The following is a 23,792-nucleotide window of genomic DNA, read 5'->3' on the forward strand; positions in this document are numbered from 1 at the left end:
GTGGCCGTCAGACCATCAGCGAGCGGTCCGTCGGCCGGATCGGTGCCGGCAGTTCGCTGGCGCCGGTCAGGAAGCGGTCGCAGCCGCGGGCGGCCGAGCGGCCCTCCGCGATGGCCCAGACGATGAGCGACTGGCCGCGGCCCGCGTCACCGGCGACGAAGACACCGGGGACGTTGGTCTGGAAGTCGGCGTCGCGGGCGATGTTGCCGCGCTCGTCGAGGTCCAGGCCGAACTGGTCCACCAGGCCGTTCTCACGGTCGGTGCCGGTGAAGCCCATCGCCAGCGTCACCAGCTGGGCGGGGATCTTGCGCTCCGTGCCCGGCTTCGGGGTCAGCTTGCCGTCGATGAACTCGACCTCGGTGAGGTGCAGCCACTGGACGTTGCCGTCCTCGTCGCCCTCGAAGTGGGTGGTGGAGACGGAGTAGACCCGCTCGCCGCCCTCCTCGTGCGCGGACGTGACCTTGTAGAGCATCGGGAAGGTCGGCCACGGCTGGGAGACGGCGTTCCGCTCGTCGCCCGGGCGGGGCATGATCTCCAGCTGCGTGACGGACGCCGCGCCCTGGCGGTGGGCGGTGCCCACGCAGTCGGCGCCGGTGTCGCCACCGCCGATGACGACCACGTGCTTGCCCTCGGCGGTGATGGGGGGCGTCACGAAGTCGCCCTCCTGCACCTTGTTCGCCAGGGGCAGGTACTCCATGGCCTGGTAGATGCCCTGGAGTTCACGGCCGGGGACCGGGAGGTCACGGGCGGTCGTGGCGCCGGCGGCGATGACGACGGCGTCGTACCGCTTCTTGAGGTCGGTCGCCTTGAGGTCGCGGCCGATCTCGATGCCGGTGCGGAAGCGGGTGCCCTCCGCGCGCATCTGCTCGATACGGCGGTTGATGTGCCGCTTCTCCATCTTGAACTCGGGGATGCCGTAGCGCAGCAGGCCGCCGATGCGGTCCGCGCGCTCGTACACCGCCACCGTGTGGCCGGCGCGCGTCAGCTGCTGGGCGGCCGCCAGGCCCGCCGGGCCCGAGCCGATGACCGCGACGGTCTTGCCGGACAGGCGCTCCGGGGCCTGCGGGGCGACGGTGCCCGCGTCCCACGCCTTGTCGATGATCGAGACCTCGACGTTCTTGATGGTCACGGCCGGCTGGTTGATGCCGAGCACACAGGCCGACTCGCAGGGAGCGGGGCACAGACGGCCCGTGAACTCCGGGAAGTTGTTCGTCGCGTGCAGGCGCTCCGACGCCGCCGACCAGTCCTCGCGGTAGGCGTAGTCGTTCCACTCGGGGATGAGGTTCCCGAGCGGACAGCCGTTGTGGCAGAACGGGATGCCGCAGTCCATGCAGCGGCTGGCCTGCTTGCTGATGATCGGCAGCAGGGAGCCGGGGACGTAGACCTCGTTCCAGTCCTTCAGACGTACGTCGACGGGGCGGGACTTGGCGACCTCGCGGCCGTGGTTCAGAAAGCCCTTCGGGTCAGCCATTGATCGCCGCCTCCATCATCTTCTCGGTGATCTCGGTCTCGGACAGACCGGCTCGCTCGGCGGCGTCCTTGGCGGCGAGCACTGCCTTGTACGTGCTGGGGATGATCTTGCTGAAGCGGTCCACCGCGGTGTCCCACTCGGCCAGGAGCTTCTCGGCGACCGTGGAGCCGGTCTCCTCCTGGTGGCGGCGGACCACGTCGTGCAGCCACTGCTTGTCGGTGTCGTCGAGGGCCTCGACGGCGCTGACGTTGCCGGCGTTGACGTTGTCGCGGTCGAGGTCGATGACGTACGCGATACCGCCGGACATGCCGGCCGCGAAGTTACGGCCCGTCTCGCCCAGGACCACCGCGTGGCCACCGGTCATGTACTCGCAGCCGTGGTCGCCCACGCCCTCGGAGACGACCGTCGCGCCGGAGTTGCGGACACAGAACCGCTCGCCCGTACGACCGCGCAGGAACAGCTCGCCGCCGGTCGCGCCGTACGCGATGGTGTTGCCCGCAATGGTCGAGTACTCGGCGAGGTGGTCGGCGCCCCGGTCGGGACGGACGATCACCCGGCCGCCGGAGAGGCCCTTGCCGACGTAGTCGTTGGCGTCGCCCTCCAGGCGCAGCGTGACGCCGCGCGGGAGGAAGGCGCCGAAGGACTGGCCCGCGGAACCGGTGAAGGTGATGTCGATGGTGTCGTCGGGCAGGCCCGCGCCACCGAACTTCTTCGTCACCTCGTGGCCGAGCATGGTGCCGACCGTGCGGTTGATGTTGCGGACCTTGACCTGGGCGCGCACCGGCTGGGCGTCGGTCGCGGAGTCCGCGGCCAGGGCGTCGGCGGCGAGCTTGATGAGCTCGTTGTCGAGCGCCTTCTCCAGGCCGTGGTCCTGCTCGATCAGCTGGTGACGCACCGCGCCCTCGGGCAGTTCGGGCACGTGGAACAGCGGGGCCAGGTCCAGGCCCTGCGCCTTCCAGTGGTCGACGGCACGCGTGACGTCCAGCGTCTCTGCGTGGCCGACGGCCTCCTCGATGGTGCGGAAGCCCAGCTCGGCGAGGATCTCGCGGACCTCTTCGGCGATGTACTGGAAGAAGTTCACGACGTACTCGGCCTTGCCGGAGAACCGGTCGCGGAGCGTCGGGTTCTGGGTGGCGATGCCGACCGGGCAGGTGTCCAGGTGGCAGACGCGCATCATGACGCAGCCGGAGACGACGAGCGGCGCGGTCGCGAAACCGAACTCCTCGGCGCCGAGCAGCGCGGCGATGACGACGTCACGGCCGGTCTTCAGCTGGCCGTCGGTCTGGACGACGATGCGGTCGCGCAGGCCGTTGAGGAGAAGGGTCTGCTGCGTCTCCGCGAGGCCCAGCTCCCAAGGTCCACCGGCGTGCTTCAGCGACGTCAGCGGCGAGGCACCCGTACCACCGTCGTGACCGGAGATGAGCACCACGTCCGCGTGCGCCTTGGACACGCCCGCGGCGACCGTGCCGACGCCGACCTCGGAGACCAGCTTGACGTGAATCCGCGCCTGCGGGTTCGCGTTCTTCAGGTCGTGGATCAGCTGGGCCAGGTCCTCGATGGAGTAGATGTCGTGGTGCGGCGGCGGGGAGATCAGGCCCACGCCCGGCGTCGAGTGACGCGTCTTCGCGACCCACGGGTAGACCTTGTGGCCGGGCAGCTGGCCGCCCTCGCCGGGCTTGGCGCCCTGGGCCATCTTGATCTGGATGTCGTCGGCGTTGACCAGGTACTCGGAGGTCACACCGAAGCGGCCGGAGGCGACCTGCTTGATGGACGAACGCCGCGCCGGGTCGTACAGCCGCTCCGGGTCCTCGCCGCCTTCACCGGTGTTGGACTTGCCGCCCAGCTGGTTCATGGCGATGGCGAGGGTCTCGTGCGCCTCCTTTGAGATGGAGCCGTACGACATGGCCCCGGTGGAGAAACGCTTGACGATCTCGCTGGCCGGCTCGACCTCGTCGATGGAGATCGAGGGACGGTCCGACTTGAAGCCGAAGAGCCCGCGCAGCGTCATCAGGCGCTCGGACTGCTCGTTCACGCGCTCGGTGTACTTCTTGAAGATGTCGTAGCGACCGGTGCGCGTGGAGTGCTGGAGGCGGAAGACCGTCTCCGGGTCGAACAGGTGCGGCTCGCCCTCACGGCGCCACTGGTACTCGCCGCCTATGTCGAGGGCGCGGTGTGCCGGGGCGATGCCGGAGGCGGGGTACGCCTTGGCGTGGCGGGCGGCGACCTCCTTGGCGATGACGTCGATGCCGACGCCGCCGATCTTGGTGGCCGTGCCGTTGAAGTACTTCTCGACGAAGGCGTCGTCGAGACCGACGGCCTCGAAGACCTGGGCGCCTCGGTAGGAGGCGACCGTCGAGATGCCCATCTTGGACATGACCTTCAGGACGCCCTTGCCGAGGGCGTAGATCAGGTTGCGGATGGCCTGCTCGGCCTCGATGTCCGAGAGGAAGGTGCCCGCGCGGACCAGGTCCTCGACGGACTCCATCGCCAGGTACGGGTTGACCGCGGCGGCGCCGAAGCCGATCAGCAGGGCGACGTGGTGGACCTCGCGGACGTCACCGGCCTCGACCAGCAGGCCCACGTGGGTGCGCTGCTTGGTGCGGATGAGGTGGTGGTGGACGGCCGCGGTGAGCAGCAGCGACGGGATCGGCGCGTGCTCGGCGTCGGAGTGGCGGTCCGACAGGACGATCAGCCGGGCGCCGTTGTCGATGGCGGCGTCGGCCTCGGCGCAGATCTCCTCGATCCGCGCGGCGAGGGCGTCACCGCCGCCGTGCACCCGGTACAGGCCGGACAGGGTCGCGGCCTTGAAGCCGGGCATGTCGCCGTCGGCGTTGATGTGGATGAGCTTGGCCAGCTCGTCGTTGTCGATCACCGGGAAGGGCAGGGTGACCGAGCGGCAGGAGGCGGCCGTCGGGTCGAGCAGGTTGCCCTGCGGGCCCAGCGAGGAGTTCAGCGAGGTGACGAGCTCCTCGCGGATGGCGTCCAGCGGCGGGTTGGTGACCTGCGCGAACAGCTGGGTGAAGTAGTCGAAGAGCAGACGCGGACGGTCGCTCAGCGCGGCGATCGGCGAGTCGGTGCCCATCGAGCCGATCGGCTCGGCGCCGGCCTTGGCCATCGGCGCGAGGATGACGCGCAGCTCCTCCTCGGTGTAACCGAAGGTCTGCTGGCGGCGGGTGACCGAGGCGTGCGTGTGCACGATGTGCTCGCGCTCGGGCAGGTCGGACAGCTCGATCTCGCCGGCTTCCAGCCACTCGGCGTACGGCTTCTCCGCCGCGAGCTGGGCCTTGATCTCGTCGTCCTCGATGATGCGGTGCTCGGCGGTGTCCACGAGGAACATGCGGCCGGGCTGCAGGCGGCCCTTGCGGACGACCTTGGCGGGGTCGATGTCGAGGACGCCGACCTCGGAGCCGAGGACGACGAGGCCGTCGTCGGTGACCCAGTAGCGGCCGGGGCGCAGGCCGTTGCGGTCGAGTACGGCGCCGACCTGGGTGCCGTCGGTGAAGGTGACACAGGCCGGGCCGTCCCAGGGCTCCATCATCGTGGAGTGGAACTGGTAGAAGGCGCGCCGGGCCGGGTCCATGGAGTCGTGGTTCTCCCACGCCTCCGGGATCATCATCAGCACGGAGTGGGGCAGCGAACGGCCACCGAGGTGGAGCAGCTCCAGCACCTCGTCGAAGGACGCCGAGTCGGAGGCGTCCGGGGTGCACACCGGGAAGATGCGCTCCAGGGCCTTGTCCTCACCGCCGAACAGGTCGGAGACGAGCTGCGACTCGCGGGCGACCATCCAGTTGCGGTTGCCCTTGACGGTGTTGATCTCACCGTTGTGCGCGACGAAGCGGTACGGGTGGGCGAGCGGCCACGACGGGAAGGTGTTCGTCGAGAAGCGCGAGTGGACCAGGGCGATGGCCGAGCCGAAGCGGCGGTCGGACAGGTCCGGGAAGAAGGGCTCCAGCTGGCCGGTGGTCAGCATGCCCTTGTAGACGATGGTGCGGGCCGACAGCGAGGGGAAGTAGACACCGGCCTCGCGCTCGGCGCGCTTGCGCAGCACGAATGCCTTGCGGTCGAGGGCGATGTCCTTGGAGGAACCGTCCGCGACGAAGACCTGGCGGAAGACGGGCATCGTCGACCGGGCGGTGGCACCGAGCAGTTCGGGGGCGACGGGCACCTCGCGCCAGCCGAGGACGGTGAGGCCCTCCTCGGACGCGATCGTCTCGATCTGCGAGACGACGTCCTGGGTCCCCTCCTCCGGCAGGAAGGCGATACCGACGGCGTACGCACCGGCCTCGGGCAGTTCGAATCCGGCCACCTCACGGAAGAAGGCGTCCGGCACCTGGGAGAGGATGCCCGCGCCGTCACCCGAGTCGGGCTCGGAGCCGGTGGCACCACGGTGTTCGAGATTGCGCAGAACGGTGAGCGCCTGCTCGACCAGCGTGTGGCTCGCCTCGCCGGTGAGGGTGGCCACGAAGCCGACGCCACAGGCGTCGCGCTCGTTGCGGGGGTCGTACATACCCTGCGCAGCAGGGCGAGCATCCATGAAGGACCAGTTCTGGCCATTCGCGGAGTGCTGGGACGGCTGGCGCGGCGTACGCATCGGCTCTCCCGTCGTCGTCATCTGGCATATGCAAATTGCCGAGGGACGACGTTGGCCCTCTGCGTGAGTGCAAAATTTCGTGCAGGTTACATGATGGGGCGGTTCTCGGGAAGCGGGATAATCCGTTCCATCATGCGGACACCATGGGCTGCGACAAGGGTTCCGCGCCCATGGCTTGAAGTATGTGGAGACCGAACGAGACAGGTCCATGTCCGTCGATCCGAGGCGGAGGAGGCGTCGTCGCCCACCCCGCGAGTGCGCCGCAGGCGTCATTGCCCACAGCGCTTACGGCTCATGCCCGGTGGTCATGCATCCGAAACCAGCGAGTAACGGCTACTTATGCGGCCCATCGCATAAGTTCCAGCCGATCTATCCTACGGCCGTTCCGAACCAACTGCCCAGGGCGTACGTCACACCGGCCGCGGCCCCACCGAGCGCGAGCTGCCGCAGCCCGCTGTACCACCAGGTCCGCGCCGTCACCTTGGCCACGACCGCACCGCACAGGAACAGCCCGACGAGCGCGAGCAGCACGGCCGGCCACAGCGAGGTCGCACCGAGCAGATACGGCAGGACGGGCAGCAGGGCGCCCAGCGCGAACGACCCGAACGACGACACGGCCGCGACCAGCGGCGAGGGCAGGTCGCCGGGGTCGATGCCGAGTTCCTCGCGGGCGTGTATCTCCAGAGCCACCTCGGGATCACGGGAGAGCTGCTCGGCGACGGCCTTGGCAAGCTTCGACTCGACCCCTCGCGCCTCATAGAGCGCCGCGAGCTCGGCCTCCTCGTCCTTCGGGTGCTTTCTCAGCTCCCGCCGCTCGACGTCCAGCTCGGCCTCGACGAGCTCGCGCTGCGAGGCGACGGAGGTGTACTCACCGGCGGCCATGGAGAAGGCGCCGGCCGCGAGCCCGGCGAACCCGCTCAGCACGATGGTCTGATGACCGACCGCCCCGCCCGCGACACCTGTCATCAGGGCGAGGTTGGAGACCAGACCGTCCATCGCGCCGAAGACGGCGGGGCGCAGCCAGCCGCCGTTCACATCCCGGTGCGTGTGGTTGTCACGGTGCGCCTCATGGAGCGGCGCCTCGGTCTCGATGATGGCCATGAAGATCCCCCAGAAACTCAGGTAAGGCTGTCTTTAGACAAGTTCTATTCTTCGACAACACCAAATCTACGCCCGGAAATTTCACACCGCCAGCAAGGAGAGGCTGGGCTAACCTGCGGTTTTCCCCTGGAACGCTCATTCGTGTAGAGGGCCGCACAGATGTCGACCGGGTGACTCTGAGGTTTCCGAGGCTCAGGTCAACCGCCGACGGTGGGACACATCCGCAAAGGGCTCCGCGCCCTGGGCGGAGCCCCCGGAGGAGAGGCCTCGCATGCCATCCATCGCCTGCACCCCCTCGGTCCCGGCGCCCGGGAACGCCGCCGAACTCCGCGAACGGGCGCGCGGCGCACTGCTGGGCCTGGCGGTCGGCGACGCGCTGGGCGCTCCGGCGGAGAACATGAAGCCCTCCGAGATCCGCGCCCGCTGGGGCCGCATCACCGGGTTCGTCACCGACAACCCCGCCGGCACGGACGACACCGAGTACGCGATCTTCTCGGGCCTCCTCCTCGCCCGCCACGGCTCGGCCCTCACCCCGGCCCATGTGGAGGCGGCCTGGCACGAGTGGATCGCGGACCGGGCGGAGGGCCCCTTCCGGGGTGCCGGCTTCAGTGAGCGCGGCACGCTGGAGAACCTTCGCCGGGGCCTCGCGGCCCCCATCTCGGCCCAGCACCGCCACGCCTGGAGCGACGGCCTCGCCATGCGGGCGGCCCCCTTCGGCGCCTTCGCGGCGGGCCGCCCGGCGGAGGCCGCCCGCCTGGTGGCGATCGACGGCTCGGTGAGCCACGACGGCGAGGGCATCTACGGCGGCCAGGCGGTGGCGGCGGGCGTGGCCGCGGCGATGGCGGGAGCGCCGGCGATCGCGGTGGTCGCCTCGGCGCTCGCGGTGGTCCCGGACGACTCCTGGACGGCCCGCTCCCTGCGCCGCGCCGTGGCGGTGGCCCACCGGGGCGAACGCGCGGTCCGCTCCGCGGTCGTGATCGGCGGCTACCCCTGGACCGACCTCGCCCCCGAGGCGGTCGCGCTGGCCTTCGGGGCGTACGCGGCGGCGGACGGCGACTTCGTCCAGGCGGTCCTCACGGCCGTGAACATGGGCCGGGACGCGGACACGACGGCGGCGGTGGCGGGGGCACTGGCCGGGGCGACGCAGGGGGCGTCGGCGATCCCGACCGAGTGGGCGGCCGCGATCGGACCGGCGAGGGGGAGCTGTCTGCCGTCGATGGCCGGGCATCACGTACTGGACGTGGCGGAGCTGCTGGTGCCGGGGGAAGACAGGAAGTGGAGCGCGGGAGCACCGGTCGAAGGGGCCCGACGATGACGCCGCCCACGCCGTGGGACGAAGGGACCCAGGCAACGCAGCCGATCGGACTCGCGGCCGCCGACGGCGAATTCTCCCCGCTGGGGCCACCCGCACCCGACGACGAAAGCGGCACGAGTGGTGCGGGTGGTAACGAACCGGCCGAAGGCGAAGCCGAGGCCGCCAGGCCCCACCTCCCGGAGCGCAACCGCATCGAGGGCCTCCTGCTCGGCCTGGCCGCAGGCGACGCCGCCGGCTGGCCCGCCGCCCGCCACAGGGCCGCCCGCATGCCCGACTGGACCCGCCGCCTCACCCGCGAGCTCGACACCTTCGCCGAACACAACGCGACGACCACCCTCCCCGTCCCCATCGCCCTCAACCAACCCCCCGAACCCCTCCGCCTGGGCCCCTCCGACGACGCGGAATGGGCGGCCTTCGCAGCAGAGGCACTCCTTCGCGCCGGCGACGACACCACCCTCGGCGACCTCAGCCGAGAACGCCGCACCCGAGCCGCGATCGACCTCACCTGGAACGCCGTAGCCAGCGAAGTCGCCGCGGCAGCGGACCGTGCCCCCGAGATCGAGTCGGCGATCCTCCCCCTGCGCGCCCGTATCTCCGTCCGCGCCGGCCTCGGCAACCTCGCCACCGGCCTGCGCCCGCCCGCCACCGGCCACGACAACCCGCACTACTTCGACGACGCGGCGTGCGTACGGGCCTGTGTCCTCGCCGTGGCCCACCCCGGGGACCCCCACCGCGCCGCCGACCTCGCCGAGTTCGACGCCCGCTACACCCAGGACGGCGACGGCGTACACGGCGCGAGGGCGATGGCAGCGGCCGTATCACTGGCCCTGACCGGCGCGAAGACCGGTACCTGCGTGGCCGCGGCACTCGCCGAGCTCCCCGAGGAGACGGAGATCGGCCGCAACGCCCGCCACGCCCTGGAGCTCGCGCGGGACGCCGACAGCGCCTTCGCCCTGATCCCCCTCCTCGAACACCAAATCGTCGACCACGTCTACAGCTACGGCATCGCCGCCGCCGAAACGGTCCCGGTCGCCCTGGCCCTCGCGGTCGCCGCCGGCGGCCGTATCGCCGAGGCGGTGCCCGCCGCGGCGTGCCTCAGCCGGGTCGCGGACTCGGCACCGGCCCTGGCCGGCGCACTGGCGGGCGCGCTCGGTGGCGGCACGTCCATCCCCGCGACCTGGCGCGACGCCTGCCGCACCCTCTCCGGCTGCGTACTTCCCCGCCTCACCGGCACTGACCTGGTGGAACTCGCCGAACTTCTGGAAGCCACGCAACCGGCCCGACCAGGAGGATGATTCGGGACATGACACCCAAAGCGGAAGAAAGCAGTGGTCCGCGTCTTGATGAGCGGATCACCGGCGCCCTGGTCGGCGCGGCGGTCGGCGACGCCCTCGGCGGCCCGGTGGAGGGCTACTCCCCCGACCAGATCCTTCAGCGCCACGGCGGCCGCGTCCACGGCGTCGTCGGCCCCTGGAACGGCGACGCCTGGCGCACGGCCCGTCCCATCGCGCCGTACCACAAGGGCGACGGACACGTCACCGACGACACGTTGATGACCCACGCGCTGGTCCGCGTCTACGCGCGGGTCCGCGACCACCTCGACGCGTACGCGATCGCCGACCACCTGGTCCCGGACCTGATGACCAGCCCGCGCTGGATCCCGGAACTGGAGGCGGAGGCGCTCCCTCTCCAGCGCATCTTCCTGGCGGAGAAATGGCTGGTGACCCGCCTCCACTACGGCCACGTGGACCCCCGAGAAGCCGGCGTCGGCAACATCGTCAACTGCGGTGCCGCGATGTACATGACCCCGGTCGGCCTGGTCAACGCGGCCGACCCCAGGGCCGCGTACGCCGAGGCGCTGGACGTCGCGGGCGCCCACCAGTCGTCGTACGGCCGTGAGGCGGCGGGCGTCCTCGCCGCGGCGGTGGCGGCGGCGTGCGCACCCGGCGCCACACCGGACTCCGTCATCGCCACCTGCCTGTCCCTGGCCAAGGACGGGACGCGAGCGGCGATCGAGAAGGTCTGCGAAACGGCGAGCCACTACACGGACTTCGAGTCGGCGCTGTCCCCGCTCCGGGACGCGGTCGCCCCGTACGACACGGTGGGCCCCGACTACCGGCAGCCCTCCCTCGGTGCCCGCCGCCCCTCCCGTCTGCACGCCATCGAGGAACTCCCCGTAGCCCTGGGCATGTTGCTGGTCGCGAACGGGGACTACCGCCAAGCGGTGCTGGGCGCGGTGAACTACGGCCGCGACTGCGACTCGATCGCGACGATGGCCGGTGCCCTGGCCGGCGCGCTGGGCTCACCGGTCCCCGAGGACTGGTCGAAGACGGTCGCGGAGGCCAGCCGCCTCGACCTGTGGGAACCGCCCCGCACGCTGACCGAGGTGACGAGGGAGATCCACGCCCTGGACGTACACCGCCGCCGGGCCCACAAGGCGGCGTTCACCGCGTTGGAGGGCCGACCATGCTCCGACTGACCTGGGTCCAGCCGGAGGACCTGCTCGGACACGAGCTCCACCAGGCAGCGCTGGACGGCCGGGAGCCGTCGAGGATCGCGGAGAGGTGGAGGGCGGCGGGCGGCTCGGAGGCTCCATTGCGGGCGGGCGCCTCGACGGGGCCGGCGTCGCGGTATCTGCGGACCCTGGCCGAGGACCTGCTGGACGAACTGGCGGACCTGCCCAGCAGGTTGAAGGACGACGAGCCGACGGACCTGGAGAAGATCAGGTCCCTGTGCCCGGACTGGCCGAGCGACGCCGGCACCTCCACAGCGCCCCCCGCACCCACCCGCCTCGAAGCCGCCTGGCTCGGCCGGGCCGTCGGCTGTCTCCTGGGCAAGCCCGTGGAGAAACTCCCCCTCGAAGGCATCCGCCAACTGGCCGGATCCACCGGAAACTGGCCCCTGACCACCTACTTCACCGCTCGCGGTGTCCCCGCGGACCTCCTCGCCGCCCACCCCTGGAACCGCCGCTCGGCCCCCACCTCCCTCGCCGAGAACATCGACGGCATGCCCGAGGACGACGACCTCAACTACCCCCTCCTCAACCTCCTGCTGCTCCAACGCCACGGCAGGACCTTCACCACCACGGACGTAGCCCGTCTCTGGCTGGACGAACTCCCGCCCGGCCGTACCTTCACCGCCGAACGCATCGCCCACCGCAACCTCCTCCTCGGCATCGAGCCCCCGCACACGGCCCGCCACCGCAACCCCTTCCGCGAGTGGATCGGCGCCCTCATCCGCGCGGACGTCCACGGCTGGACCAACCCCGGCGCCCCGGCCGCCGCGGCGGAACAGGCCCACCGAGACGCCACCCTCACCCACACCGCCAACGGCGTCTACGCGGCGATGTTCACGGCGGCCGTCATCGCGCGGGCGGCGACGGCGACCGGCCCCCACGACATCCACGCCTGCCTGCGCACCGGCCTCACGGTGATCCCCCCGCGATCCCGGCTGGCCCAGGCGATCCGCCACGCCATCCACCTGGCCGACACCCGCGACGACTTCGACACGGTCGTCGACGAACTCCACGCCACCCACGCGTCCACCCACCACTGGGTCCACGCCATCCCGAACACCGCCCTGATCGCCGCCGCCCTCACCCACGCCGAGGGCGACTTCACCGGCTCCGTCTGCCGTGCCGTATCGGGAGGCTGGGACACCGACTCCAACGGTGCGACGGCGGGCAGCATCGCCGCCCTCCTCGCCGGCACCCCCGCCGCCCTCCCCGACCGCTGGACGGCCCCCCTCAAGAACCGCCTCGCCACCTCCGTCGCCGACTTCGACGGCACCGGCTTCGACGCGCTGGCGCGGCTGACCCACGAACTCGCCTGCCCGCTCTCCCCCTTGGAGCCCTTGGAGGCCACTCGCCCATGACCGACATCGTCGTGCTCGGCAGCACGAACATGGACCTCGTCACATACGTCGAAAAGGCCCCGCAGCGCGGCGAGACCGTGCGGGGACGGGAGTTCCGTACGATCCCCGGCGGCAAGGGCGCCAACCAGGCGATCGCGGCGGCCCGCGCGGGCGGCAACGTCCTGATGATCGGCGCCGTCGGCAACGACGCCTACGGCACCCACCTGCGCTCCACCCTCGAACACTCCGGGGTGGACACCGACGACCTCCGCACGGCCGAGGGCCCCTCCGGCACCGCGCACATCGTGGTGGACGACGAGGGCGGCAACGCGATCGTCGTGATCCCCGGCGCGAACGGCACGCTGGACCACCTGAGCCCCGGGGACGAGGGCGTCATCGCCTCCGCCGACACCCTGCTGCTCCAGTTGGAGATCCCCCTGGCCGCGGTCCTCGCCGGCGCCCAGGCGGCCCGCCGCCACGGCGTCCGTACGGTCCTCACGCCGTCCCCCGCCCAGCCGCTGCCGGACGAACTCTTCGCGGCCGTCGACCTGTTGGTGCCCAACGAGTACGAGGTGACCACCCTCACCGGCCGCACCGACCCCCGCGACGCGGCCATCGGGCTGCTCGACCTGGTGCCCGCGGTCGTCGTCACCCTGGGCGCGGCCGGCAGCCTCTACGCCGCCCGCGGCGCCGAACCCCTGACCGTCCCCGCCCCGAAGGTCACCGCCGTCGACTCCACCGGCGCCGGCGACACCTTCGTCGGCGCCCTCGCGGTGGCGCTCGGCGAGGGGCGCCCGATGCCGGACTCGCTGAGGTGGGCGGCCGCGGCGGCCGCGCTGTCGGTGCAGCGCGAGGGCGCCACCGTGTCGATGCCGTACCGCCCGGAGATCGAGGAGCGGTACGCGTCATGACCGAAGCAGCCACCGCCCCGCTCACCGGGCTTCGCGTCCTCGACCTGGCCACCCTCTTCGCCGGTCCCCTCGCCGCCACGATGCTCGGCGACTTCGGCGCGGAGGTCATCAAGGTCGAGCACCCCGAGAAACCGGACCCCTCCCGCGGCCACGGCCCGTCGAAGGACGGCGTGGGCCTGTGGTGGAAGGTGCTCGGCCGGAACAAGCGCACCATCGCCCTGAACCTCTCCAGGCCCGGCGGTCGCGCCACCCTGCTCCGCCTGGCCGCGACCGCGGACGTCGTCATCGAGAACTTCCGCCCCGGCACCCTGGAGAAATGGGACCTCGGCTGGCCGGAGCTCTCCGCCGCCAACCCGCGCCTGGTCCTCACCCGCGTCACCGGCTTCGGCCAGTTCGGCCCCTCCGCCCACCGCCCCGGCTTCGGCACGCTCGCCGAGGCGATGAGCGGCTTCGCCGCGCTCACCGGGGAGCCGGACGCGCCCCCGACACTCCCGCCCTTCGGCCTCGCCGACTCCATCGCGGGCCTCGCGACCGCCTACGCCGTGATGACGGCGCTGGCCGCCCGCGAGCGCACCGGCGAGGGCCAGGTCGTCGACATGGCCCTCATCGAGCCGATGCTGCTGGCCCTCGGCCCCCAGCCCACCTGGTACGACCAGCTCGGCTATGTCCAGGAACGCACCGGCAACCGCTCCGCCAACAACGCCCCGCGCAACACCTACCGCACCGCGGACGGCACCTGGGTCGCCGTCTCCACCTCCGCCCAGTCGATCGCCGAGCGCGTGATGCACCTGGTGGGACGCCCCGAGCTGATCGACGAACCGTGGTTCGCGACGGGCGCCGACCGGGCCCGCCACGCCGACGTCCTCGACCGGGCGGTCGGCGACTGGATCGCCCGCCACACCCGCGCAGACGTCCTCGCGGCCTTCGAGAAGGCGGAGGCGGCCGTGGCCCCGATCCAGGACGTCCGGGACGTGATGACCGACCCGCAGTACGCGGCCCTCGACACGATCACCACCGTCGACGACCCCGAGCTGGGCCCGCTGCGGATGCAGAACGTGCTCTTCCGCCTCTCCGCCACCCCGGGCACGATCCGCTGGGCGGGCCGTCCGCACGGCGCGGACACGGCCGAGATCCTCACCGGCCTGGGCCTGCCCCCCGCCGAACGGGCGGCCCTGCGTGAGGAGGGCACCCTGTGACGCGCTTCCCCCTGACCTGGCTGTACGCCCCCGGCGACCGGCCCCATGTGGTCGCCAAGGCCCTGACGTCCGGCGCCGACATCGTCATCGTCGACCTGGAGGACGCGGTGGCCCCGGACCGCAAGGACTACGCCCGGGCGGCCACGGCCGACCTGCTCTCCGAACCCGAGCACCCCGTCCCCGTCCACGTCCGCGTGAACGCCCTGGACACCCCGGCGGCGGCGAAGGACCTGGAGGCGCTGGCCACACGCCCCGGCCTGTCCGGCATCCGCCTGCCCAAGGTGCGGTCCCCCGACCAGATCGTCCGCCTCGCGGAGACCACACCGCCGAGTGCGGGCGGCGCCCCACCGCTCCACGCCCTGCTGGAGTCGGCCCTGGGCATCGAGCGGGCGTACGCGATCGCCTCCGCCCACCCGTCGCTGCGCGGCATCGCCCTCGGCGAGGCGGATCTACGGGCCGACCTGGGTATCCGGGGCGACGCCGGCCTCGACTGGTCCCGCTCCCGTGTCATCGTGGCGGCCAGGGCGGCGGGCCTGCCGCCCCCGCCCCAGACGGTCCACCCCGACATCCGTGACCTGGACGGCCTGGCGGCGACCTGCGCCCACGGCCGCGCCCTGGGCTTCCTGGGCCGGGCGGCCATCCACCCCCGCCAGCTCCCGGTGATCGAGCGTGCCTACCTCCCCACGGAGGAGGAGCTGGAACAAGCGGAGACGATCATCAAGGCAGCGGCGACCAACCAAGGCGCCCAGGCTCTCCCGGACGGCAGCTTCATCGACGCGGCGGTGGTGGCGACGGCCCAGCGGACCCTGTCCTTGGTCCGCCGAAGCTGACCATCCACACACCGACGAGGGCGCCCGGAGAATCCCGAGCGCCCTCATCGCCGTACGGCCATGCCTCACGTCTGCTTCGTCGACCCGGCTTCGTCCTTGACGTCGTCCTTCACGTCAGCCTCGGCCTGTTCGTCGCTCTCGGCAGCCCGGTCCTCACCGGACGCCTCGGCCTCACCGTCGGCGTCACCGCCGGAGGCACCTGGCTCGACGACCTCTTCCCGGCCCGGCCGCTTCTTCGCCGACACCACGAAGTACGTCACCGCCAGCAGGAACACGATGAGCGCGGTCCAGACGTTCAGCCGCATGCCCAGGATGTGGTGGGCCTCGTCGACGCGCATGTACTCGATCCACGCGCGTCCCGCGCAGTACGCCGCGACGTACAGCGCGAACGCGCGCCCGTGCCCCAGCTTGAAGCGGCGGTCGGCCCAGATCACCAGCAGCGCGACGCCGATGCACCACAGCGACTCGTACAGGAACGTCGGGTGGTAGGTGCCCGGCACCCGCCCGTCCGTCGAGGAGGTGATCTCCAGCGCCCACGGGACGTCGGTCCGACGCCCGTACAGCTCCTGGTTGAACCAGTTGCCCCAGCGCCCGATCGCCTGCGCGAGGGCGATGCCGGGTGCGATGGCGTCGGCGTAGGCCGGCAGCGGGATGCCCCGGCGCCGGCAGCCGATCCAGGCGCCCACCGCACCGAGCGCGATCGCGCCCCAGATGCCGAGGCCGCCCTCCCAGATCTTGAAGGCGTCCACCCAGTCACGGCCCTCGCTGAAGTACAGCTCGTAGTCCGTGATCACGTGGTAGAGGCGCCCGCCGACCAGGCCGAACGGCACGGCCCAGACCGCGATGTCGGCCACCGTGCCGGTCCGCCCGCCCCGGGCGATCCAGCGTTTGTTGCCGAGCCAGACGGCTACGAAGACACCGATGATGATGCAGAAGGCGTAGCCGCGCAGCGGAATGGGACCGAGGTGGATCACCCCGCGCGACGGGCTGGGAATGTAGGCAAGTTCCATGGCAAGGTCGACGCTACCCTGCCGGGCGGCAGCGATGGCAGGCGGCCCGGCTACGGGTCCATAACGGGCAGCGACCGGAGTCAGCCCCGGGCGGGGCTCAGCCCTTGGCGGCCTCCTCCACCATCTGCTTCAGCTTGGCCGGGGTCATCGTCTGGTCCTGGTAGATGTTCTTGCCGTTCAGCAGGACCGTCGGCGTGCCGCTGAAGCCGCTCTTCTTGAACGCCTCGTTGGACTTGTTGACCCAGCTGTTGTGCGTGCCGTCCTCGACGCACTTGCGGAAGGCGGGGGTGTCCAGGCCCTCGACCTTGGCCGCGAGTTCCAGAAGCTTGCTGTTCTCGGCGAAGGCGTCGTCCTGCTCGGGCGGCTGGTTCTGGTAGAGCACGTCGTGGTACGGCGTGAACTTCCCGGCGTCCTGGGCGCAGGCCGCGGCGTTGGCCGCGTTGCGCGAGCCGGTGCCGCCCATGCCGCCGTCGATGATCGTCGCCAGGTGGTAGTCGACTCTGAGCTTGCCGGAGTCCGTCAGCTCATGGATCGTCGATCGGTACGCTTCCTCGAAGGACTTGCAGGCCGGGCAGCGGAAGTCCTCCCAGACCGTGAGCGTCGACTTGGCGCTCTCCTCGCCCACCGGGATCGCGAGGCCGTCCTTGCCCTGCGCCCCCGAGGGCCCCACGACCGGCCCCGCCGACTCGCTGCCGTCGTCCTTGCCGGCGTTCGCCGCGACGACTCCGATCACCGCCGCGAGTCCCAGGACGCAGACGACACTCGCGCCCACGATCAGCGCGCGGCGCCGCTTGTCGGCGGCCTTCTGCTTGTCACGCTCGGCCGCCAGCCGCTCCCGGGCGGTCCGCTTTCCCTCAGGATTCTGTTCGCTCACACCCGCAGAACGAACCGGGGAGGCGCAGCGCGCCTCCCCGGCCTCAGGTCCACCCGTTCGAGCGACTCGTACGGAAGGCCCTTCTTCTGAAGATCCTTCACTCGTGAAGGTGTCCCCTACGCCTGTCCGCGCACGCCCTTCGCCAGGTCACCGGCGAGGGTGCGCACGGCCTCGACGCCGGCCGCGTCGTCCGGCGCGTCAAGCATCCGCTTGACGAAGGCCGAGCCGACGATCACGCCGTCGGCGAAGCCGGCCACCTCGGCGGCCTGCTCGGCGTTGGAGACGCCGAGGCCGACGCAGACGGGCAGTTCGGTGCCGGTGGCCCGGGTGCGCTCGACCAGGTCCTGCGCCTGCGCGCCCACGGACGCGCGGGTGCCGGTGACGCCCATCAGCGAGGCGGCGTAGACGAAGCCGCTGCCCGCCGCGGTGATCTGCGCGAGCCGCTCGTCCTTGCTGCTGGGCGCGACGACGAAGACCGTCGCCAGGCCGTGCTTCTCGGCGTGCTCCCTCCAGAGGGACGCCTCCTGGACGGGCAGGTCGGGCAGGATGCAGCCCGCACCGCCCGCTTCCGCCAGCTCGGCGGTGAAGCGCTCGACGCCGTAGCGGTCGATGGGGTTCCAGTACGTCATGACGAGGATCGGCTTGCCGGTGGCCTCGTGCGCCTCGCGGACCGTACGCATGACGTCCGCGATCTTGACTCCGCCGCGCAGGGCGATGTCGTCGGCGGTCTGGATGACGGGACCGTCGAGGACGGGGTCGCTGTGCGGCAGACCGACCTCCACGACGTCCGCGCCCCCGTCCAGGGCGGCCTTGATCGCCTCGATGCCGCCGTCCACGGTCGGGAACCCGGCCGGGAGGTAGGCGATGAGCGCGGAGCGGCCCTCGGCCTTGGCGGCGCGCAGGGTGTCCGTCAACAGCTGGATGTTCCCGCTCACTTGGCGTCCCCCTCGATCTCCGCGCCGGTACCGGCCTCGTCCGCGGCGACGGCCGCGTCCGTGTCGTACAGGCCGAAGTACCGCGCGGCCGTGTCCATGTCCTTGTCACCGCGGCCGGACAGGTTGACGACGATCAGCCCGTCCTTGCCCAGCTCCTTGCCGACCTCCAGGGCCCCGGCGAGCGCGTGCGCGCTCTCGATGGCCGGGATGATGCCCTCGGTGCGGGACAGCAGACGCAGGGCCTGCATGGCAGCGTCGTCGGTGACCGCGCGGTACTCGCCGCGGCCGCTGTCCTTGAGGTAGGAGTGCTCGGGTCCGATGCCGGGGTAGTCCAGACCCGCCGAGATCGAGTACGGCTCGGTGATCTGGCCCTCCTCGTCCTGGAGGACGTAGGAGCGGGAGCCGTGCAGGATGCCGGGCTCGCCGGCGGTCAGCGTGGCCGCGTGCTCACCGGTCTCCACGCCGTGCCCGGCGGGCTCGCAGCCGATGAGGCGTACGTCCGTGTCGGGGATGAAGGCGTGGAAGAGGCCGATGGCGTTGGAGCCGCCGCCGACGCAGGCGACCGCGGCGTCGGGGAGGCGTCCGGCGCGCTCCAGGAGCTGGCGTCGGGCCTCCACGCCGATGACGCGGTGGAAGTCGCGGACCATGGCGGGGAAGGGGTGCGGGCCGGCGACCGTACCGAACAGGTAGTGCGTGTGGTCGACGTTGGCGACCCAGTCGCGGAACGCCTCGTTGATGGCGTCCTTGAGGGTGCGGCTGCCCGACTTCACGGCGATGACCTCGGCGCCGAGCATGCGCATGCGGGCCACGTTGAGGGCCTGGCGCTGGGTGTCGATCTCGCCCATGTAGATGGTGCAGTCGAGGCCGAACAGCGCGCAGGCCGTCGCCGTCGCGACGCCGTGCTGGCCGGCGCCGGTCTCCGCGATCACTCGGGTCTTGCCCATGCGCTTGGTGAGCAGGGCCTGGCCGAGCACGTTGTTGATCTTGTGGGAGCCGGTGTGGTTGAGGTCTTCCCGCTTCAGGAAGATCCGTGCGCCGCCCGCGTGCTCCGCGAAGCGGGGGACCTCGGTGAGGGAGCTGGGGCGGCCGGTGTAGTTGACCAGCAGGTCGTCGAGCTCGCGGGCGAACTCGGGGTCGTGCTTGGCCTTGTCGTACTCGACGGCCACCTCGTCCACGGCGGCGACGAGGGCCTCCGGGATGAACTTGCCGCCGAACGCACCGAAGTAGCCTTCGGGGCTGGGGACTTGACCCTCCGGGTCGGGGATGAAGAACTCGCTGGGCATGAGTGAACCTCACGGTGAGTGGTGTGTGAACAGCACTAATCGCCGTGGGGGCGGGTTTTGTCCGTTGGCTGCAGGCCCGATGTGGCTTGTCGCGCCAGCGCGGCGGTAGCCGCACATCAAACAGAGCCCCGCGCCCCTATGGGGCGCGCTGCCATCGACGGCCGTTGACCTGCCCAGGTTCGTCTCCGATGACGTAGCGCACGCGACGGCCGTGCACGCGGCGTGCCGGCGCGCGGCAGCCGCGAGGGCGGCAGCCGCGCGCGAGGCGGGCGTACCGGTCCACGGTCGTCACAGTGCGATTCATCGGGGTCAGCCTAGCGGGTGATCAGCCGCGCCCGTGGCGCAGTGCCGGGTGCTCGCCCGCCGCCACCAGGTCGGAGACCGCCGACTTCGGGTCCTTGCCGGTCACCAGGGACTCGCCGACCAGGACCGCGTCGGCGCCTGCGTTGGCGTAGGCGATGAGGTCGTGGGGGCCGCGGACGCCCGATTCGGCGACCTTGACGAGGTGGGCCGGGATCTCGGGCGCGACGCGCTCGAACGTCCCGCGGTCGACCTCCAGGGTCTTCAGGTTCCGCGCGTTGACGCCGATGATCTTCGCGCCCGCGTCCACGGCACGCTCGACCTCGTCCTCGTCGTGCACCTCGACCAGCGGGGTCAGGCCGATGGAGACCGCACGCTCGATCAGCGATTCCAGCGCCGACTGGTCGAGGGCGGCGACGATCAGGAGCGCGAGGTCGGCGCCGTACGCCCGGGCCTCCCACAGCTGGTACGACGTGACGATGAAGTCCTTGCGCAGGACCGGGATGTCCACACGGGCGCGGACAGCCTCCAGGTCGGCCAGCGAGCCGCCGAAGCGGCGCTGCTCCGTCAGCACGGAGATGACGGCCGCGCCGCCCGCCTCGTAGTCCGCGGCGAGTCCGGCCGGGTCGGCGATCGCGGCCAGCGCACCCTTGGAGGGGCTGGAGCGCTTGACCTCGCAGATGACCTTGACGCCGTCGCCCTTCAGTGCGGCGACCCCGTCCTTCGCCGCGGGAGCCTTGGCCGCGCGCTCCTTGAGCTCGTCGAGGCTGACGCGCGCCTGCCGCTCCGCGAGGTCGGCACGGACTCCGTCGATGATCTCGTCGAGCACACTCACGCGAGCGGCCCCCTTTCAGACGGTGGACTGTGAAAGCGGTACGAAACCTATGGTCACTGTGATGATATCCGGAGGAGGGCGAAGGCTTCGCATCCGGTTGACGCCGATCCGTCCCCCACCCTCCAACCAGCTTCGCACGGCTCGGGCGGGAGGTGCTCCCCTACTGGACGCTCTCCAGTTGATCAAGGATGAAGCCAGCCACCGAACGGCAGGTTCCGGACAACCGTGAAGAGCAGCAGCAACGCACCCGCGGCCCACAGCTGCACGGGCCCGAGATCGATTCTGAACGGTCGTCCGCGTGCCGCACGGACCACCCACACGGTCCACACCACGGCGAAGAGCGCATAGCCGACGACGGCCAGCGCGTTGTCCTGGAGCGCCGCCGGGAGGTCCCCGTGGACCACGGCGTGCGCACTGCGCAGTCCGCCGCAACCGGGGCAGTAGAGGCCGGTGTACTGCAGGAGCGGACAGGCGGGGTAGTGGCCGGGCTCGTTCGGGTCCACGGCGCCGACGTACGCGAAGGCGCCGGCGACGGCCGCGAGGACCCCGGCAGGGACAGCCAGCCGCCTCAGCCCGCTCGCCGGTCCAGGCCGCGTCACCCTCCGGCCGTCGGTGTTCACGCCTCGCATTCTGCCCCGTGCGGGCGGCTACGCGCGCGTGAGGGCGGCTTCCGGTACGTCGTGCACCGGGAGCCGCCCTCACGCGAGGCCGTACGAGACCGCCGTACGGGATCAGCCCTGGACGTCCGCCGTCTCACGCTTCTCAGCGAGGAGCACGTGCGAGTCCTTGGGCTGGCCGAGGCCCATGCCGCGCATGATCCAGCCGACGACGCCGCCGAGGACCACGACACCCAGGCCGGCCCAGAAGCCCGCGGGCTGGGCCATCACCATGAAGGCGCCCGAGACGCAGAAACCGATGAAGGCGATCGTGACACCGGTCCAGGCGGCCGGGGTGTGACCGTGGCTGCTGCCCGCCATTGCTTGCTCCTCTTGCTGTGTACGTGTTGTACGTGGGTGAGCCGGTCGCTCGCTGTCATTGTCCCGTACGCGCCCGCGTGCGGTGATCGGGGGTCACGGCGCGGCCGCCCGGTCAGGTGCCGGTCGGGTCCTCACCGCGGTCGAGGGCCTTCCAGAGTTCCTCGGGGCGGTCGGGGTCGGCGGCCGGGGACCTGCGGCGGGGCCGGGGGACGCCACCGCGCTCGTAGCGGCCGGACATGCCGGGCCACAGCCGGCCGTAGCGCAGGGCCAGCAGTCCGGCGAGCAGGATCAGCACGCCGCCGACGGCCGCGACGTACGGCCAGGCGGTGTGGGTGAGGGTCTGGACGGTGGCCGAGGTGTCGCCGGACGCCTGCGCGGCCTTCTCGTCCAGCGCGGCGCTGTCGGAGGCGCCGAGCAGGGCGGCGGCGACGGTGCCGGCGCCGGAGAGCGCGAGCAGGGCGGCGACCATGAAGCGGCCGGCCCGGCGGACGGCGAAGACGGCGACGAGCGCGGCGAGCCCCACTATGGCCAGGGCCGCGGGAACGCCCGTGACGTCACTGCCCTTGGCGATCAGCGGGAACGGGCCGCCGGCCACCGTCACGGTGCCCTCCGACCAGCGCTGCCGGGTCGAGAGCAGCGCGACGGCCGCGCCGAGGGCACCGCACAGCAGGGCGACGGCGAGGCTCAGACGGCCGGCCCGGGCGGAACCGGGGGCTTCGGAACGGGGGTGCGGAACAGCAGTCACGTAGTCCACTATCACCCGAACCCCGGGCGAACACTCACCCGGGGTTCGGCTAAGGGGTTGCGTGAGCCGGTTACGTGAGCCGGTTTGCCGTGTGGACCGCCCGCAGGACCGCCGCCGCCTTGTTCCGGCACTCGGTGTCCTCGGCGACCGGGTCCGAGTCGGCGACGATGCCCGCGCCGGCCTGGACGTACGCCGTGCCGCCGCGCAGCAGTGCCGTACGGATCGCGATGGCGGTGTCAGAGTCGCCCGCGAAGTCGAGGTAGCCGACGCAGCCGCCGTACAAGCCCCGCCTGGACGGTTCGAGTTCGTCGATGATCTGCATCGCGCGGGGCTTGGGGGCACCGGAGAGGGTGCCGGCCGGGAAGCAGGCCGTCAGGACGTCGAAGGCCGTGCGGCCGGGTGCCACGCGGCCCGTCACCGTCGAGACGATGTGCATCACGTGCGAGTACCGCTCGATGGTCATGAAGTCGACGACCTCGACCGAACCCGGCTCGCAGACCCGCCCCAGGTCGTTGCGGCCGAGGTCGACCAGCATGAGGTGCTCGGCGCGCTCCTTGGGGTCGGCGAGCAGTTCGTCGGCGAGGGCCTGGTCCTCCTGCGGGGTGGCCCCGCGCCACCGCGTGCCGGCGATGGGGTGGACCATCGCCTGCCCGTCCTCGACCTTCACCAGGGCTTCGGGGGACGATCCGACGACGTCGAATCCGTCGAAGCGGAAGAGGTACATGTACGGCGACGGGTTGGTCGCCCTGAGCACCCGGTAGACGTCCAACGCGCTTGCCGTGCACGGCGTTTCGAAGCGCTGGGAGGGGACCACCTGGAAGGCCTCGCCGGCCCGGATGCGCTCCTTGACGTCCTCGACGGCCTCCTGGAAGTCCTCGCCGCCCCAGAGGGCCGTGTACTCCGGGAGCTCGGAGGGCGGGAGCACGGCCGGCGGCTGGGCGACCGGGCGCGTCAGGTCGGCCTGCATGGCGTCGAGGCGGGCGACCGCGTCCGCGTAGGCCTCGTCGACGCCCGTGTCGAGGTCGTTGTGGTTGATCGCGTTGGCGATCAGCAGGACGGAGCCCTCCCAGTGGTCCATGACGGCGAGGTCACTGGTGAGCAGCATGGTCAGCTCGGGCAGCTTCAGGTCGTCCCGCTCGCCGGGGCCGATCTTCTCCAGGCGGCGCACGATGTCGTAGCCGAGATAGCCGACCATGCCGCCGGTGAAGGGCGGCAGGCCCAGGTCGTGGGCGAGGTCGCGCGGGGTGTGCAGGGCCTCGATGGTGGTGCGCAGGGCGGCCAGCGGGTCGCCCTCGACGGGGACGCCGACGGGCGGGGTGCCGAGCCAGTGGGCCTGTCCGTCTCGCTCGGTGAGGGTCCCGGCGGACCGGACGCCCACGAACGAGTAGCGGGACCAGGAGCGGCCGTTCTCCGCGGACTCCAGCAGGAAGGTGCCCGGGCGCTCGGCGGCGAGCTTGCGGTAGAGGGCGACCGGGGTGTCGCCGTCGGCGAGGAGCTTGCGGGTGACCGGGATGACGCGACGGTCGGAGGCCAGCTTGCGGAAGGTCTCGAGGTCCATGGCGGCTG

20 protein-coding genes are annotated in these 23,792 nt (G+C 71.6%); 7 read left to right on the forward strand and 13 right to left on the reverse strand.

Annotation, left to right across the window (positions count from 1 at the left end):
* Window positions 1-7: 7 nt before the first annotated feature.
* The 3 genes from ADK36_RS14325 to ADK36_RS14335 all read right to left on the reverse strand — a co-directional run bounded on the left by ADK36_RS14325 (window position 8) and on the right by ADK36_RS14335 (window position 7,163).
* Window positions 8-1,471, reverse strand: a complete 1,464-nt coding sequence (locus tag ADK36_RS14325; protein WP_048586598.1) for a glutamate synthase subunit beta — start codon at window positions 1,469-1,471, stop codon at window positions 8-10.
* Complete coding sequence (gltB, locus tag ADK36_RS14330; protein WP_078916713.1) at window positions 1,464-6,062, reverse strand: glutamate synthase large subunit; 4,599 nt, start codon at window positions 6,060-6,062, stop codon at window positions 1,464-1,466. Before gltB ends, ADK36_RS14325 begins: the two co-directional genes overlap by 8 nt.
* Window positions 6,063-6,431: 369 nt before the next feature.
* Complete coding sequence (locus tag ADK36_RS14335) at window positions 6,432-7,163, reverse strand: VIT1/CCC1 transporter family protein (RefSeq protein WP_048586596.1); 732 nt, start codon at window positions 7,161-7,163, stop codon at window positions 6,432-6,434.
* A 271-nt stretch (window positions 7,164-7,434) separates the two neighbouring features.
* Between ADK36_RS14335 and ADK36_RS46205 the strand changes: the two genes are divergently transcribed.
* From ADK36_RS46205 to ADK36_RS14365, 7 genes are read left to right on the forward strand one after another with little or no spacing between them, the layout of a single operon-like run.
* Window positions 7,435-8,478, forward strand: a complete 1,044-nt coding sequence (locus tag ADK36_RS46205; protein WP_048586595.1) for an ADP-ribosylglycohydrolase family protein — start codon at window positions 7,435-7,437, stop codon at window positions 8,476-8,478.
* Window positions 8,367-9,773 carry an ADP-ribosylglycohydrolase family protein gene (locus ADK36_RS14340; RefSeq protein WP_425315467.1) on the forward strand — a complete coding sequence of 469 codons (1,407 nt, stop codon included), beginning with the start codon at window positions 8,367-8,369 and terminating at the stop codon, window positions 9,771-9,773. The genes ADK36_RS46205 and ADK36_RS14340 overlap by 112 nt, the downstream gene beginning before the upstream one ends.
* 8 nt (window positions 9,774-9,781) lie before the next feature.
* Window positions 9,782-10,957, forward strand: coding sequence for an ADP-ribosylglycohydrolase family protein (locus ADK36_RS14345; RefSeq protein WP_053197794.1), 1,176 nt, complete (start codon window positions 9,782-9,784; stop codon window positions 10,955-10,957).
* Complete coding sequence (locus ADK36_RS14350; protein ID WP_053197796.1) at window positions 10,945-12,351, forward strand: ADP-ribosylglycohydrolase family protein; 1,407 nt, start codon at window positions 10,945-10,947, stop codon at window positions 12,349-12,351. Before ADK36_RS14345 ends, ADK36_RS14350 begins: the two co-directional genes overlap by 13 nt.
* A complete protein-coding gene (rbsK, locus tag ADK36_RS14355) occupies window positions 12,348-13,241 on the forward strand; it encodes a ribokinase (RefSeq protein ID WP_048583397.1) in 894 nt (297 codons plus the stop codon). The genes ADK36_RS14350 and rbsK overlap by 4 nt, the downstream gene beginning before the upstream one ends.
* Window positions 13,238-14,437, forward strand: coding sequence for a CaiB/BaiF CoA transferase family protein (locus ADK36_RS14360; RefSeq protein WP_048583398.1), 1,200 nt, complete (start codon window positions 13,238-13,240; stop codon window positions 14,435-14,437). The genes rbsK and ADK36_RS14360 overlap by 4 nt, the downstream gene beginning before the upstream one ends.
* Entirely contained in the window at window positions 14,434-15,267 is an 834-nt protein-coding gene (locus ADK36_RS14365) for an HpcH/HpaI aldolase/citrate lyase family protein (protein ID WP_048583399.1), read from the forward strand. The genes ADK36_RS14360 and ADK36_RS14365 overlap by 4 nt, the downstream gene beginning before the upstream one ends.
* Before the next feature lie 65 nt (window positions 15,268-15,332).
* Here the strand turns inward: ADK36_RS14365 and lgt are convergent, their stop codons facing one another.
* The 10 genes from lgt to ADK36_RS14410 all read right to left on the reverse strand — a co-directional run bounded on the left by lgt (window position 15,333) and on the right by ADK36_RS14410 (window position 23,784).
* Complete coding sequence (lgt, locus tag ADK36_RS14370) at window positions 15,333-16,277, reverse strand: prolipoprotein diacylglyceryl transferase (protein WP_078916394.1); 945 nt, start codon at window positions 16,275-16,277, stop codon at window positions 15,333-15,335.
* Between the two features lie 97 nt (window positions 16,278-16,374).
* Window positions 16,375-17,151 carry a DsbA family protein gene (locus ADK36_RS14375; protein WP_053197798.1) on the reverse strand — a complete coding sequence of 259 codons (777 nt, stop codon included), beginning with the start codon at window positions 17,149-17,151 and terminating at the stop codon, window positions 16,375-16,377.
* 116 nt (window positions 17,152-17,267) lie between these two features.
* Window positions 17,268-18,086 carry a tryptophan synthase subunit alpha gene (gene trpA / locus ADK36_RS14380; RefSeq protein ID WP_048583402.1) on the reverse strand — a complete coding sequence of 273 codons (819 nt, stop codon included), beginning with the start codon at window positions 18,084-18,086 and terminating at the stop codon, window positions 17,268-17,270.
* Window positions 18,083-19,369 carry a tryptophan synthase subunit beta gene (trpB, locus tag ADK36_RS14385; RefSeq protein ID WP_048583403.1) on the reverse strand — a complete coding sequence of 429 codons (1,287 nt, stop codon included), beginning with the start codon at window positions 19,367-19,369 and terminating at the stop codon, window positions 18,083-18,085. The genes trpA and trpB overlap by 4 nt, the downstream gene beginning before the upstream one ends.
* Before the next feature lie 136 nt (window positions 19,370-19,505).
* The gene (trpM, locus tag ADK36_RS51435; protein WP_369122750.1) at window positions 19,506-19,673 is read right to left on the reverse strand and encodes a tryptophan biosynthesis modulator TrpM; all 168 of its coding nucleotides are present in this window, start codon (window positions 19,671-19,673) and stop codon (window positions 19,506-19,508) included.
* A gap of 21 nt (window positions 19,674-19,694) precedes the next feature.
* Window positions 19,695-20,504 (reverse strand): indole-3-glycerol phosphate synthase TrpC, encoded by an 810-nt coding sequence (gene trpC / locus ADK36_RS14390; RefSeq protein WP_030049207.1) that lies wholly within the window; start codon window positions 20,502-20,504, stop codon window positions 19,695-19,697.
* A 182-nt stretch (window positions 20,505-20,686) separates the two neighbouring features.
* Complete coding sequence (locus ADK36_RS14395; protein WP_053197800.1) at window positions 20,687-21,133, reverse strand: DUF2752 domain-containing protein; 447 nt, start codon at window positions 21,131-21,133, stop codon at window positions 20,687-20,689.
* A gap of 102 nt (window positions 21,134-21,235) precedes the next feature.
* On the reverse strand, window positions 21,236-21,481 hold the full coding sequence (locus ADK36_RS14400) for an HGxxPAAW family protein (RefSeq protein WP_048583405.1): 246 nt from the start codon (window positions 21,479-21,481) through the stop codon (window positions 21,236-21,238).
* A gap of 112 nt (window positions 21,482-21,593) precedes the next feature.
* The gene (locus tag ADK36_RS14405) at window positions 21,594-22,235 is read right to left on the reverse strand and encodes a TIGR02234 family membrane protein (RefSeq protein ID WP_048583406.1); all 642 of its coding nucleotides are present in this window, start codon (window positions 22,233-22,235) and stop codon (window positions 21,594-21,596) included.
* Window positions 22,236-22,296: 61 nt separating this feature from the next.
* Window positions 22,297-23,784, reverse strand: coding sequence for an anthranilate synthase component I (locus tag ADK36_RS14410; RefSeq protein ID WP_048583407.1), 1,488 nt, complete (start codon window positions 23,782-23,784; stop codon window positions 22,297-22,299).
* Between the last annotated feature and the right edge of the window lie 8 nt (window positions 23,785-23,792).

It is taken from the genome of Streptomyces viridochromogenes, assembly GCF_001270495.1.
Lineage (GTDB): Bacteria > Actinomycetota > Actinomycetes > Streptomycetales > Streptomycetaceae > Streptomyces > Streptomyces viridochromogenes_A.

What these genes read in the sequence shown, in the direction of transcription:
- ADK36_RS14335 (WP_048586596.1), bottom strand. Translation starts at nt 7,163, where the DNA reads ATGGCCATCATCGAGACCGAGGCGCCGCTCCATGAGGCGCACCGTGAC.
- gltB (WP_078916713.1), bottom strand. Translation starts at nt 6,062, where the DNA reads ATGCGTACGCCGCGCCAGCCGTCCCAGCACTCCGCGAATGGCCAGAAC.
- ADK36_RS14410 (WP_048583407.1), bottom strand. Translation starts at nt 23,784, where the DNA reads ATGGACCTCGAGACCTTCCGCAAGCTGGCCTCCGACCGTCGCGTCATC.
- lgt (WP_078916394.1), bottom strand. Translation starts at nt 16,277, where the DNA reads ATGGAACTTGCCTACATTCCCAGCCCGTCGCGCGGGGTGATCCACCTC.
- ADK36_RS14325 (WP_048586598.1), bottom strand. Translation starts at nt 1,471, where the DNA reads ATGGCTGACCCGAAGGGCTTTCTGAACCACGGCCGCGAGGTCGCCAAG.
- ADK36_RS14395 (WP_053197800.1), bottom strand. Translation starts at nt 21,133, where the DNA reads ATGCGAGGCGTGAACACCGACGGCCGGAGGGTGACGCGGCCTGGACCG.
- rbsK (WP_048583397.1), top strand. Translation starts at nt 12,348, where the DNA reads ATGACCGACATCGTCGTGCTCGGCAGCACGAACATGGACCTCGTCACA.
- ADK36_RS46205 (WP_048586595.1), top strand. Translation starts at nt 7,435, where the DNA reads ATGCCATCCATCGCCTGCACCCCCTCGGTCCCGGCGCCCGGGAACGCC.
- ADK36_RS14350 (WP_053197796.1), top strand. Translation starts at nt 10,945, where the DNA reads ATGCTCCGACTGACCTGGGTCCAGCCGGAGGACCTGCTCGGACACGAG.
- ADK36_RS14400 (WP_048583405.1), bottom strand. Translation starts at nt 21,481, where the DNA reads ATGGCGGGCAGCAGCCACGGTCACACCCCGGCCGCCTGGACCGGTGTC.
- trpM (WP_369122750.1), bottom strand. Translation starts at nt 19,673, where the DNA reads ATGAATCGCACTGTGACGACCGTGGACCGGTACGCCCGCCTCGCGCGC.
- ADK36_RS14345 (WP_053197794.1), top strand. Translation starts at nt 9,782, where the DNA reads ATGACACCCAAAGCGGAAGAAAGCAGTGGTCCGCGTCTTGATGAGCGG.
- ADK36_RS14360 (WP_048583398.1), top strand. Translation starts at nt 13,238, where the DNA reads ATGACCGAAGCAGCCACCGCCCCGCTCACCGGGCTTCGCGTCCTCGAC.
- trpB (WP_048583403.1), bottom strand. Translation starts at nt 19,369, where the DNA reads ATGCCCAGCGAGTTCTTCATCCCCGACCCGGAGGGTCAAGTCCCCAGC.